Origin of the sequence: Kineococcus rubinsiae (assembly GCF_011839805.1) — a bacterium.
GTDB lineage: Bacteria > Actinomycetota > Actinomycetes > Actinomycetales > Kineococcaceae > Kineococcus > Kineococcus rubinsiae.
Window position 1 is genome coordinate 64,881 of sequence record NZ_VWPY01000003.1, and the last position, 12,320, is coordinate 77,200.

Annotated in this window: 12 protein-coding genes; 5 read left to right on the forward strand and 7 right to left on the reverse strand. The window is 73.5% G+C overall.

The annotated features are described in order from the left end of the window. Positions 1-10: 10 nt before the first annotated feature. Positions 11-670, reverse strand: coding sequence for a DUF6226 family protein (locus F1544_RS03305; RefSeq protein WP_167582070.1), 660 nt, complete (start codon positions 668-670; stop codon positions 11-13). Between the two features lie 241 nt (positions 671-911). Between F1544_RS03305 and F1544_RS03310 the strand changes: the two genes are divergently transcribed. Both F1544_RS03310 and F1544_RS03315 read left to right on the forward strand, forming a co-directional pair. Then, the gene (locus tag F1544_RS03310; protein WP_167582071.1) at positions 912-1,541 is read left to right on the forward strand and encodes a nucleotidyltransferase domain-containing protein; all 630 of its coding nucleotides are present in this window, start codon (positions 912-914) and stop codon (positions 1,539-1,541) included. Beyond that, positions 1,538-1,849: a hypothetical protein gene (locus F1544_RS03315; RefSeq protein ID WP_167582073.1), complete on the forward strand. Its 312-nt coding sequence runs from the start codon at positions 1,538-1,540 to the stop codon at positions 1,847-1,849. The genes F1544_RS03310 and F1544_RS03315 overlap by 4 nt, the downstream gene beginning before the upstream one ends. A 22-nt stretch (positions 1,850-1,871) precedes the next feature. On the opposite strand, the gene F1544_RS03320 is transcribed toward F1544_RS03315, so the two are convergent. From F1544_RS03320 to F1544_RS03345, 6 genes are all read right to left on the reverse strand, one after another. Continuing rightward, a complete protein-coding gene (locus F1544_RS03320) occupies positions 1,872-2,396 on the reverse strand; it encodes a VOC family protein (RefSeq protein WP_167582075.1) in 525 nt (174 codons plus the stop codon). A 127-nt stretch (positions 2,397-2,523) separates the two neighbouring features. Then, positions 2,524-3,309 carry an HTTM domain-containing protein gene (locus F1544_RS03325; protein WP_167582077.1) on the reverse strand — a complete coding sequence of 262 codons (786 nt, stop codon included), beginning with the start codon at positions 3,307-3,309 and terminating at the stop codon, positions 2,524-2,526. Continuing rightward, a complete protein-coding gene (locus F1544_RS03330; RefSeq protein ID WP_167582078.1) occupies positions 3,306-3,812 on the reverse strand; it encodes a hypothetical protein in 507 nt (168 codons plus the stop codon). Before F1544_RS03330 ends, F1544_RS03325 begins: the two co-directional genes overlap by 4 nt. A gap of 21 nt (positions 3,813-3,833) precedes the next feature. Then, positions 3,834-4,247, reverse strand: a complete 414-nt coding sequence (locus tag F1544_RS03335) for a hypothetical protein (protein WP_167582080.1) — start codon at positions 4,245-4,247, stop codon at positions 3,834-3,836. 809 nt (positions 4,248-5,056) lie between these two features. Beyond that, a complete protein-coding gene (locus F1544_RS03340; RefSeq protein ID WP_167582082.1) occupies positions 5,057-6,832 on the reverse strand; it encodes an ABC transporter ATP-binding protein in 1,776 nt (591 codons plus the stop codon). After that, positions 6,829-8,736, reverse strand: a complete 1,908-nt coding sequence (locus tag F1544_RS03345; protein ID WP_167582084.1) for an ABC transporter ATP-binding protein — start codon at positions 8,734-8,736, stop codon at positions 6,829-6,831. Before F1544_RS03345 ends, F1544_RS03340 begins: the two co-directional genes overlap by 4 nt. Before the next feature lie 81 nt (positions 8,737-8,817). Between F1544_RS03345 and F1544_RS03350 the strand changes: the two genes are divergently transcribed. From F1544_RS03350 to F1544_RS03360, 3 genes are read left to right on the forward strand one after another with little or no spacing between them, the layout of a single operon-like run. Further along, entirely contained in the window at positions 8,818-9,747 is a 930-nt protein-coding gene (locus F1544_RS03350; protein WP_167582086.1) for a hypothetical protein, read from the forward strand. A 12-nt stretch (positions 9,748-9,759) separates the two neighbouring features. Next, positions 9,760-10,983: a hypothetical protein gene (locus F1544_RS03355; RefSeq protein ID WP_167582088.1), complete on the forward strand. Its 1,224-nt coding sequence runs from the start codon at positions 9,760-9,762 to the stop codon at positions 10,981-10,983. 49 nt (positions 10,984-11,032) lie between these two features. After that, entirely contained in the window at positions 11,033-12,292 is a 1,260-nt protein-coding gene (locus F1544_RS03360; RefSeq protein WP_208971228.1) for an ROK family protein, read from the forward strand. Positions 12,293-12,320 lie beyond the last annotated feature (28 nt).

Genomic DNA, 12,320 nt, shown 5'->3' on the forward strand with positions numbered 1-12,320 from the left:
GTCCTCCTCCTCACCACCACGGCCGCCCGCGCGTGACGCGGTGGGGTGAGCGGTCGGCCCGGGCGTCGTCGAGGACCCGCTCGACCTCCTCGGGGCTGCCGACGCCGTCGGCTTCCCAGCCGCTCTCGTGGCCGATGACCTCCCCGTGGGGGGTCACCACGTGGACGACCTGGCCGTTGACGACGTCCACGACGGCGGCGTCGAGCAGCTCGAGCTCTGGACTGGAGCCGTCGTCGCAGGCGTCGCACCCGCACGAAGGCAGGCTGGTCAACAGGACGGCCGGCTGCCCGGTGCTGACGGCGACGATGTTGTCGTCCCACCCGTCGAAGCCGCGGTAGCTGATCAGCAGCGGCTGGGCCCCGGCGCGGTGCGGGCGGAGCCAGTGCGCACGGGTGGGGGAGACGTCGTAGGGCAGGCCCTTGAGCCAGGCCGCCGGGGTGTCGGCAGGGTCGAGCGGCTCCACCGTGGCCAGATCCAGCTCGGTCAGGGCGCGCGTCCAGGCCTCGGCTCGGGCGGTGAGGATCCGGTACTTGCCCGGGTCCAGGCATCGGGAGTACTCCTCCTCCGCCGGTGACCCTGCGCCCGGGTGCGGGTCGGGCCAGCCAGGGAGCGCCGCCGCGGTCTCCGCGAAGGCGGCCTCGACCGCGGCGAGGAGGATCTGCTCGTTCACGTCGGCGACGGTAGACAGCCGCGCGGGCTGCAGCGACCGGTTTGCGCGGCGCCCAGGGCCTCTGACATGACAAAACCTCGGCGGCCGGAGGCCGAACCGAGGTTGTACCGTGATTATCGCAAGAAAGCGGCTTGATGTCAAGCAGCGGTACGAAGCGCCGCGGTGCTCGGCGGCTCTCCAGCTACTCGAAACCCTGGGCCAATGGCTGTTTTTTCAGCCACATGGCTCGTATAGTGGCCGCGTGGACCTGACGCTCCCGATCCGCAGTGTGGTGCCCTCGCTCGAGGGTCCGGTCCTCGTGGTGCTCGCAGGCGTCAGCGCCCCGGTGTCCGGCCGGGAAGTCACCCGCCTGGTCGGAAAGACCTCTCACGCCGGGGTGCAGCGCGTGTTGTCGCGCCTCGCCACGGAGGGCGTGGTCCACCGGGAGCGGCGCGGCAACGCGGTGTTCTACCGCGCCAACCGCGAGCACCTCGCCTGGCCCGCCGTCGAGCTGCTCGCCGGTCTGCGGCGACAACTGCTGAGCCGGATCACCGATCAGGTGGGGACCTGGCTCGTTCCCGCGCTGACCGTGGCCGTCTTCGGTTCTCTCGCTCGCGGTGAAGGTGGCACCGACTCCGACGTCGACCTGCTCCTCGTTCACGGTGACGACCTCACCGACGATCTGACCAGGTCGTGGGAGCAGCAGGTGGACGCACTGGTGGCAGCGATCGAGGCGTGGACCGGCAACCGGGCTCAGCCCTACGACGTCTCGCTGGCCGAGGTGCGGGCTCACGTGGACGCGGGAGAGCCCCTCGTCCAGTCCTGGCGGCGGGAGGCCATCACCCTGGCCGGCCGTGAGGTCAGCGCACTGCTGCGGAGCGTTTCACGGTGAGCCCCTCCGGTCGCACGAGCGACTGCTCCCCGTCCGAGGGTCGCGTCCGCCTCGAACAGGCGCGCGCCTTCCTGGAAGTCGCCGAGCTCGTCCTGGACGAGGCCGACGACGGGCTCGCGACCCCCCAGGCCGTCGAACTCCTGGCGACCGTGCTGCCGGACGGGCCGTCGATGGCGAAGGACCTCCGTCGCCTGCTGGAGATCAAGGACCAGGCGCACTACGCCGCGACGATGATCTCGGGTCCGCGCGCTGAGCAGGCGGCGCAGTGGGCTCGGCGCCTCTACGACCTGGCGGTCCGCGCCGGCTGAACCGCCTCCGACCGATCGACCCTCAGAAGACTCCGTACTTCTGCCGCGGGTCGATGAGGTCGTGGCCCGGTGCGACGGGGACGGCGGTGCCGTCGTCGAAGATCGCCTGGCGGCGCAGGCGCCCGGCGGTCTCGTCGTGCTGCTGCAGGAGTTCGATGACGTTGCCGTCGGGGTCGGCGATGTAGACCTGCTCGACGTAGTCGTCGCGGACGCGGTAGCCACCGACGCGGTCCTGCCCGGTGGCCCGCAGCCGCTCGATGTACGGCGCGACCTCCGGGACCCAGAGGGCGAAGTGCGCGACGAGGCCGGTCTTCAGCTCGTCCGCGCCCCAGTTCGGCGGGTTGTCCCGCAGCCGGCCGGGGGTGGACTCCTGCACGACGTGGATCTCGCCGCCCCCGAGGGCGAAGTACGCACCTTTGAAGGTGAAGTCGGTGGGCCGGACGATCTCGGTGCAGCCGAGGACGCCGACGTAGAACTCGCGGGTGCGGTCGAGGTCCTCGACCACGATGCAGACGTGGTGCAGGAACGGTCCGGTCTGGGCGGTCATCGATGATCCGATCTCGGGGGGTGGTGCGCCCATCATGGCCTGGGGGTCCGCAGCCGCTGCAGACGACCTGTCGGATCTGCGCCGACGGTGACGTCTGGGGTCGATGTCCGATCGCCCGTCACACGGCTCAGCGGGCCAAGGCGACGTAGAAGATGGCCGGGTAGGTCGCGACGAAGGCCCAGAAGAAGGTGTTCAGCCGCATCAGGACCGCGGTCGACAGGTGGAAGACCAGGCCGCAGGCCAGGATGAGGTAGGTCAGCGGGCGAAGGCCGATCAGCGCCAGAGGGAAGGCCGCCTCCATAGCCATCACGGAGAAGCCCGCCAGCCGGGCCACCCGCGGATGACCGTTAAGGATCCGGTAGGCGCTTGCGTGCCCGTAGATGGTGGTGCCCAGCACACCCGGTAGGGCCTGCCCGCTGCGCCAGACCGGTGAAGCGACCTTCTTCAGCCCGGCCGTCGTGTACGCCAGGCAGGCTTGCAGGGCGATGAACCACAGGGCCGCGTCCGCCACCGTCGGCACTCGGGCGATCAGGAGGGCGCAGCCCACGACCAGGCACATCTGGTCGGCCCCGTCGTGGCCGTACGAGGAGCGCACCTGAGCGAGGGCGGCGCCCACGACGACGAAGCCCAAGGCAAGCACGCGCGGCACCGTCCCGCCCCAGGGCAGCACCAGCAGCAGGGCGGCGCCGAACCGCACAGCGAGGACCACCCGGTACCGGGACGAGGTCATCACGGCCTCGAGCACCCAGCCCCACGACCCCGTCTTCCACGGTCGGCTGAGCCGCCCGACCGGCCAGCCGGCGAGTCCGTGGTCGCTGAGGACCCCGGGACGGACGAGGTACTCCAGGCAGGACACGGCCACGGCCAGCGCGATCAGCCGCTCCGAGAGGGCGAGGTACTGGTGCTCGGTCATGCGAGCGGGTGGAAGGACGACAGGAAGACCGGCGCGATGTCGACCGCCCCGTGCCGCCGCCGTGAACTCATGAGGACGAACTGGGTCCGGGTCGCAGGATGCGTCCGGGGTGTGGCGGAGACGTGGTCGAGGAGGGTCAGGTAGGGGGTGGACAGGTAGATCGACGCGTTGTGGGGGCCCAGTTCGTCGATCCACACGGCCAGGTCCTTCATGACGTCGAAGATCGCCTTGTTGTGCCGCCGGCCGGGGTTCCAGGCGAAGGCGAACGGGTTGGCGGGGAGGTAGGGGAGTTCACGCCAGGAGGTGAGCAGCTCGTCTGCACCCCGGTCCCTCACCAGGATGTGGTAGTCGAGCGTCCCCGGTGTCGGCGCGAAGAAGTTGTACGCCGGAATCAGGCCGAGGACGTCGAAGCGCCGCATCGCCCGCAGAGCGCGGTCCGAGACCTGCGCCAGGGCCGAGAGGACCAGCCACAGCGCCAGGAAGCCCACGGCGATCGCGGCCACGGTGCACGACCTCCGCCCGCGTCAGCGCTGCAGCCGGATCGCGCGCTGTCGGATGCCCATCAGCTCGCGCGCCGACTTCTCCGGGCCGAGCTCGCGGAGAGTGGCTTCGTCCAGGTGATCGACGGGATTCTCCACCGGCATGATGGCCAACGCGATGAGGATGAGGATCGCGTAGGCCGTCATGCTCTCCGAGCAGCCCGCGTTGGGTGCGATGTTGAGTTCGACCTGGTCCGCGCCGATCTGCTCGACCGCTGCGGCCTCGGCGGCGGTGAGGACGGGGTCTGCCCGCAGGGCGACCGCCTCGAGCTCGTCGTCGCTGTCGTCGAGCAGGTGCTCGATCAGCGTGAACTCCTCGGCCGGCAACCGGCCCCCGTTGTAGGCGCAGGGGATGACGGCGAGGTCGCCCTGTTCCGGGAGGACGAGGTGGGCCGCCAACTGGCGCGCTCCGCAACGGATGGTGCCGTAGACCCCCCGCGCTCCCGAGGACCTCCCTGATCTCGGCGGGCTCCTTCGACCGCCGCCCCGCGTGCTGCTCCTGAAGGGACGCGGCCAGAGAACCGTCGTCGTGGTCACCGGCCGCGATGTCGCGCACCCGCTGCAGGCGCTCGTCCCCCCGGCGACCGACGTAGACGGTGATGCTGCCAGGTGCGGCCAGGCGTAGTCCGCGCTCGTCCGCGGGGCGGTAGTCGAGGACGTCGACGGACGACACGCGCCGTCGACGGGCCTCCTCGTCTGCCGTCGAGAAGAACCTCAGCTCTTCGAGGTCCACGCTGTTCTCCATGGCGAAGCTCACCCAACTCCTGGTGTCGAGGACGTCAGCACTCTGCTGGGGTGCCGACGCGACTCGTCCCGCTGCTCGCCGCTGAGCGGGGCGGGCAGGGCGGGTTGACACCGATCAGCACGACGTGGCTCCGACGAGCAGTGGCTCACCGTGGCTCACGAGGGTGTCTCCTTCCGCAGGTTCGAGGAAGGACGACACCGGGACAGCGCTCCGTCGCGCTGGGACGAGGCGGTCAACCTCGCGTGTCTGGCCGCCCTCCGCGTCGTGCCTGAGGTGGTCCAGCTACCGCTCCGCGAACGTGGTTCGGGCCGGGGAAGCACAGAAGCGTGTGCCCCCGCGGTGGGATCCGCTCTGCTTCGAGCGAAGATCGTTCGGGAGGTGAGCGTACTCGGCGTCACCGGTGGCGTCCAAGGGTTGCCACGCTCGAGAGCACTTCTCTGCGTGCACCGAGCCACGCGTCGATCTAGGCGTGCTGCGCGGTCCAGGCCGCGTGCAGCCGCGAGTACGGTCCGCCCGCGTGCGCCAGCTCCACGGCCGACCCGACCTCCACGACCCGCCCCGCGTCGACGACCACCACGGTGTCGGCGGCCTCCGCGGTCGAGAGCCGGTGGGCGATCGCGACGGACGTGCGGCCGGACAGGACGCCCTCGAGCGCTCGCTGCAACCGGACCTCGGTGGCGGGGTCGACGGACGACGTGGCCTCGTCGAGGACGAGCAGGTCGGGGTCGGCGAGGTGGGCGCGAGCCAGGGCGACGAGCTGGCGCTCGCCGGCGGAGAGGCGTTCCCCGCGCTGGCCGACGGGGGTGTCGAGGCCCTCGGGGAGGCCGTCGAGCCAGCCCGTGAGGCCGAGCTCGTCGAACGCGCCGCGCACGTCGGCGTCGGTGGACCCCGGGCGGCCGCGGCGGACGTTGTCGCCGACGCTCACGTCGAACAGGAAACCCTCCTGCGGGACGGCGACGACACGGCGGTGCAGCTCGCGGCCGGGCAGGTCGCGGGCGTCGACGCCGTTGAGCAGGACCCGGCCCGCGGCGGGGTCGACCAGGCGGGTCACGAGGCGCGCGAGCGTGGTCTTGCCGGAACCCGTCTCGCCGACGACGGCGGTGCGGGAACCGGCAGGCAGGTGCAGGGCGACGTCGGCCAGGACGACCTTCTCGGTGCCCGGGTAGGTGTAGGCGACGTCCTCGACGCGCACGTCGACGGGCCCGGCGGGCAGCGCCTCCACGCGGTCCCCGGCGGGTTCGGGGACGACGACCGGGGTGTCGATGAGCTCGACCACGCGGCGCCAGCCGGCGAGGGCGTTCTGCAGCTCGTTGAGCACCTCGGTGGTGGCCTGCACGGGCCCGACCCACAGCTGCGCGAGGAACAGGAACGCGAGCAGGCGCCCGAGGGTGAGGTCGCCGCCGATCCCGAGCAGGGTCCCGACGACCACGACCAGTGCGACGACGAGACCGGAGACGACGACCCCGGCGGAGAACGTCGACGCCGTGGCGACCTGGGCCTTCACGGCCTGCTTGCGGTGCGCCTCGACGGCCGCGTCCACGGCCCGCCACGACCGCGCGGACGCGGCGTGCGCGCGGATCACGTCGGCGCCGACGACGGTCTCGGAGACCGCGCCGAGCAGTTCGCCCATCCGCACCCGCACGAGCGCGTAGGCCGTCGCGACGGGGCGCTGCAGCCGGTTGCGGATCAGCACGAGGGGGACGAAGCAGCCGACCACCACGAGGGCGAGCTGCCAGGAGTAGAAGAACATCACCGCCGTCGCGAGCAGCACCTGCCCGAGCGACAGCACCAGCACCAGCATCCCGGTCTGCAGGAACGTCGAGATGGTGTCGACGTCGCTCGTGACGCGGCTGACCAGCGCCCCGCGGCGCTCGCCGCTCTGGGTGAGGACCGCGAGGTCGTGGACGTGGCGGAACGCGCGGACGCGCAGGCTCGCGAGACCCGCCTCGGTGGAGCGGAACAGCCGCACGTTGACGACCCACGCGGTCACCGTGGTGATCAGGACGACGACGGCCGCGATCGCGCAGACCGTGACGACGCGCGAGACGTCGGGACCGCCGGCGGCGAGCAGACCCGTGTCGATGGTCTGCTGCACGGCGATCGGGACCACGAGCTTGCCGATCGTCGTGGCCGCGGCGATGACCAGCGTCACCCGCAGGCCGACGGCGAACTCGGGCGCGAGTTCCCGCGCCCGGCGCAGGACGCCGCCCCGGGGAGCGGAGGTGGTGGGGGTGCTCATGCCATGCCCGCCTTGTTGTTGTGCGCTTCCTCGGCCCGGTCCGCGGCGGCCCGGGCGTAGGCGGTCACGAGTTCCCGGTAACCGGCGTCGCGGGCGGCCACCTCCTCCGCCGGTCCGCGGTCCACGACCCGGCCGCGTTCCAGGTGCACCACCTCGTCGGCCAGCGCGATCGTCGCGGGGCGGTAGGCCACGACGACGACCGTCGTGCCCTCGCCGGACTCGGCCAGGCCGTCGAGCACGGCCCGTTCGACCGTCGGGTCGAGGGCGCTCGTGGCGTCGTCGAGGACGAGCAGCCGGGGCTTGCGGACGAGGGCGCGGGCGAGCGCGAGGCGCTGGCGCTGGCCGCCGGACAGCGTCGAACCCCGCTCGCCGACCAGTTCGTCGAGGCCACCGGGCAGCGCGGTGACGAAGTCCTCGGCGCGCGCCAGGCGCAGCGCCCGCCAGATGTCGTCGTCGCTCACCCGGCGCCCGGCAGGGATGTCGTCGGCGTCGAGGCCGAGGGCGATGTTGCCGCGCACGGTGTCGTCGAACACGAACGTGGACTGCGGCACGAGCGTCGCGGTCCCGGCGACCTGACCCTCCGCGAGCTCCCGGACGTCGACGCCGTCGAGCACCACCTCACCCGACGTCGGGTCGACCAGGCGCACCAGCATCCCGGCCAGCGTCGACTTCCCGGCGCCCGTGCTGCCGACCACCGCGACCGTGGAACCCGCGGCGACGTCGAGGGTGACGTCGGCCAGGGCGGGCGTCGGCTCGTGCTGCGGCGCAGCGGTTCGCGCCCGCTGACCGGGGAGGTCCGGGTGCTCGTCGAGCGGGTCGACGGCGGGGACGGGGTGGCGGTAGCCGAGGCCGCTCGTCGCGACCGGAACCGGCCCGGCGTCGGGGGCGTCGTCGAACGTGCGCCCGCCCCACGGGGTTGTCGCGCTCTCGCGCAGCACGGCCTGCACCCGGGCGTCCCCGGCGACCGTGCGGGGCAGTTCCGACAGCACCCAGCCGAAGGAGCGCACCGGGAACGCGAGCAGCCCGAGCAGGTAGGCGATCTGCACCAGGTCGCCGACGCCCACCGCGCCGCCGGCTGCGCGGGACGCGCCCACGCAGAGGACGGCCAGCGTGCCGAGGGCGGGCAGCGCGTCGATCACGGGTTCGAACGCCCCGCGGGTCCGGCCCGCCGCGACGTTCGCGTCCCGCAACCGGTTCGCGTCGACGGTGAACCGCTCGACCTCCTCGTCGGCGAGGCCCAGCGTCTTGACGACGAGCGCGCCCTCGAAGCTCTCGTGCGCCGTCGCGGACACCTCGCCGCGCAGCTGCTGCACGCGCGTGACCCGCGGCGACATCCGGCGCTGGTAGACGATGTTCGCGAGCAGAAGCGCGGGGATCACCAGCAGCCCGATGGTGGCGAGGACCGGGTCAGCGGCGGCCATCGCGACGCCCGCGACCGCGATGAGGACCACGACGCCCAGCGCGAACGGCAACACGAACATCGCCTGCCAGGTCGCCTCGACGTCGGAGCCGGCCGTGGCGAGCAGGCGGCCCGCGGGGTGGGCGTGGTGCCAGGCGAGGGGGAGTTCGAGGTAACGGCGCGCGAGGCGCCGCCGGTAGCTCGCCTGCAGGGCGAAGGCCACCATGCCCGCCCAGATCCGCCGCACGAGGATCCCCGCGACGGTCACGACGGTGACGGCCATCAGCGTCGCGCCGGCCAGCCACACGTCGCCGGTGCTGACGGTGCCCGAGCCGGTGACGGCGGGGACGACGACGCGGTCGGTGACGCGGCCCACGAGGTAGCCGGAGGCTGCGGTGCCCGCGCCGTAGACGGCCGAGCCCGCGATGGCGATGCCGAACAACCGGGGTTCTTCGCGGGCGCCCCGGGCCATGGTCCGCATGCCGGTCAGGAAGGTGCCGCTCACTGGACGAAGCTTCGCACGGCTGGGCGAACCGCGCTGATCGTCGCGGGGCGACCGGTCGGTGCGGTGCGCCACGATCAGGGGGTGCGCGTGATCGTGGACCGGGACAGCGTGGCGATGGGCGACGACGTCGAGTTGCACGAGCAGACCGTCGAGGTCGCGGAGACGGCCACGCTCGCGGAGCTCTTCGCCGTGGCCGCCCCGCGGGTCTCGGTGTCCGGCGGCTCGACGTGGGTGTCGTCCTGGAACGGCACGCCCTTCGCCGTCTGGACCGCCCCCTGGGAGGAACCGCGGACGTGGGACGACCGGTTTCGCACCGTCGCGGACCTGCCGACCGGGCCGGGCGTCCCGCACCTCGACCACGCGTACTGGACGCAGGTGGACGCGGACTGGCTGCTGGGGCGCCTGCGCGCGGGGGAGCCGCTGGACCGCCGTCGCCTGCGCGAGCAGTGGGCCCCGCTGGCGGCGCGGCGCCACGAGGCCGCGCTGCGCGAGCGGGAGCGCACGGAGCCCGCGCGGCTCTTCGACCCCGCGACCGTCGCGGCCCTGGAGTCGCTCGGCGCGCGGATCGACCTGCACACCGACCGCGTGTGCCGCGTCGAGGCGGGGGACCCGGCGGGACTCTGGCGCGCGGAGCGCTTGGACACCATGACGCTGGTCTGGACGCCGACGGGGCGCTGCGGCAGCCTGCGGCCGACCGGGCTGGCGCAGGTCTGGCTCGTCGCGCTGGTCGGGGCCGCCGTGAGCGGACGCGGCCCCGACGCGCTGCCCCCGCCGGCCGCCGAGTCCGCCGTGCGCGCCGGCCCGCGCCTGCACACGGTCACGCGGGACGTGGGCCGGCGGCGGGACCTGGCGCAGCTGCCCGACGCGGTGCACGCCGCGTGGTTCCAGCGGACCCTCGACCGCTCGGTCGAGGAGGTCGCCGCCGCGTACGGAGCGCGACCGCCCGCTCCTCGTCCGTGGTGGAGCCGGTGGTGGAACCGGTGGCGAGCGGCACCACCCCGCGACGGGTGACAGGCTTGGCGCATGGCACGCCACGAGGACCGGCCCCCCGTCAGCGACTCCTACGCCCTGGGCGAGTCCGCGCTGCGCGAGCTGCGTGAGCCGCTGCGCCGCTGGCTCGACCTCAACGCCGAGGTCGACGAGGAGGTGGGCGTCGACGCGATCCTCGAGGCGCTCACCGTCGCCGCCGGTGGGCTGCTCACCGTGCGGCCGCAGGCGCAGCTCGTGCGCCAGTCGCCCGAGGACGTCGAGGCGCTGACGGGCCGGGTGATCCCCGCGATGGTGTCCGACGTCGGGTCGCCCGACCCGGAGGAGATGGAGCAGGACCTCCAGCAGCTCTGGCTGACGTTCCTCACCTTCCTCGGCGACACGGGCCGCTGGGCGGGCTCGCGCGGGGACCTGGAGACGTGCCTGTCGCTGCTGGCCGGTGAGCCGCCGGAGGTCACCGAGGTGCTGGCGCAGGCCGCCGCGAGCGTCGACGAGGGCGAGGAGGACGCGACCGTCCTCGCGTCCTTCCCCGTCCGCGCGGCCATGGCCGTCCTCGAGCACGTGGGCGAGGGGCTGACCGTCCCCGACGACGAGGAGCTGGCCGCCGACGACGTCACCGCCGTGCTCGCCGGGTTCGAGCACCGCCTCCCCGTCACCGAGGGCGAGGACGGCGAGCCGCAGCACCTCGAGGACGTGCCGTGGCTGCGCCAGGTCGTCCTGACGATGATCGCCCTCGACCTGCTGGACGGCGAGGACGAGACGCTGCTCGTGCCGGGCGCGGAGGCCGCGACGTGGCTGGAACCCTCGCCCGAGCCGCGGGAGCTGCGCCGCCACCTCGTCGGCAGCTTCATCCTCGACGACCCGTCCGCGATCGACGGCGGGTTCTCGATCGCCGAGGCCGTGCTGCCGACGATCTTCGCCTCCGCCATGGCGGGGCAGCCCTTCGACGACGCGGACCTCGAGGAGCTCGTCGACGGGGCCGCCGGCCTCGGGCCCGCGGCGGCCGTCGCGATCGGGGAGCTGAAGGAGCGGCTGCAGGAGCTGAGCGTCTTCGGCATCGTCAGCGAGTCCGCGCCGTGGACGGTCGCGCGCGGGTACTGGCCGGCCATCGCGGCGGCCGCTGCCGAGGAGGACGACGGCCCGCTGGGCGACCTGTTCGGCGGCGAGGAGCCGCCCCACTGGTTCGACTCGGTGCTCGGCCAGCTCGGTGTCGGCGACGACCAGGCGCAGCAGATCCGCGGGATGTTCGGCGGCCGCTGAGCTCCCGCACGGCCACCGCGGGCCGGATCGACCGTGGCACTCTGAACCGGTGTCCGTCCCTCCCCGACCGCCTGCGGTGCGCCGCGGGTCGAACCTGCCGCGCGTCGGGGACTACAACCGCGCGGTCGTGCTGGACGCGGTGCGCCGGCACGTGGACGGCCTGAGCCGCGTGGAGGTCGCCGCGCTCACCGGGCTCTCGGCGCAGACGGTCTCGAACATCTGCCGGTGGCTGCTCGACCAGGGTCTCGTCGAGGAGACGGGCAAGAGCAGCGGCGGCCCGGGCAAGCCGCGCACGATCCTGCAGCTCGCGCCGCACGGGCGCTACGCCGTCGGCGTGCACCTCGACCCGGTGCTCGTCACGACCGTGGTCCTCGACCTGCGCGGCGGCGTCGTCGCCCGCTCGAACGTGCCGCTCTCGCCCGAGGTGCCGCCGCACCTGGTGCTGAAGATGGTGGCCGCGGAGGTGGAGTCGACGATCGCCGCGTCCGGGGTCCCGCGCGAGCGGATCGCCGGGCTCGGGGTGGCGGTGCCCGGGCCCGTGGACGGGCCGGCGGGGGCCGTGGTCGGCGCGCCGAACCTGCCCGGCTGGCAGCGGGTCCCCGTCCAGGACGAGCTCGCGCGGCGCACCGGGCTGCCGGTGCTGCTGGACAAGGACGTCATCGCGGCCGCGGTCGCGGAGATGTGGGCGGGGGGCGCGGGACCGACGGGCTCCTTCGCGTTCTTCTACCTCGGGACCGGGCTCGGGGCCGGGCTCGTGCTGCGCGGCGAGGTGCTGCGTGGCGCCTCGGGCAACGCCGGTGAGCTCGGGCACCTCGTCGCCGACGGGGCCGGCCCGCTCTGCGCGTGCGGGCAGCGCGGCTGCCTGGGGGAGATGAACTCACCGCGCGCGATGGTCCTGCGGGCCCAGGAGGCGGGCCTCGGCCCCTGGCCGACGGACGACGAGCTGCAGGTCCACGACGCGCTGGCCCGGGTCTGCGAGCTGGCCGGGCAGGGGGTCCCGGAGGCGCTCGCGGTCGTCGACGGCGCCGCCGCGCGGATGGCCCGGGCCGTGTCCGGCGTGCAGAACCTGCTGGACATGGACCTCGTCGTCTTCGGCGGACCGCTGTGGTCGCGGCTGGAGAGCCGCTTCCTGGAGGTGGTGCCGCCGCTGGTGCGCGCGCGCGAGGTCGCCTCGGCCCTGCACCCCGTGGAGATCCGCGGCACCCGCGTCGGGCAGGACGTCGCCGCGGTCGGTGCGGCCTGCCTGGTCCTCGACGACGCGTTCAGCCCGCGCTCCTCGGTCCTGCTGGTCTCGCCCGCCAGCCCTTGACGTCGAAACTCCACTTGATTTAGATATC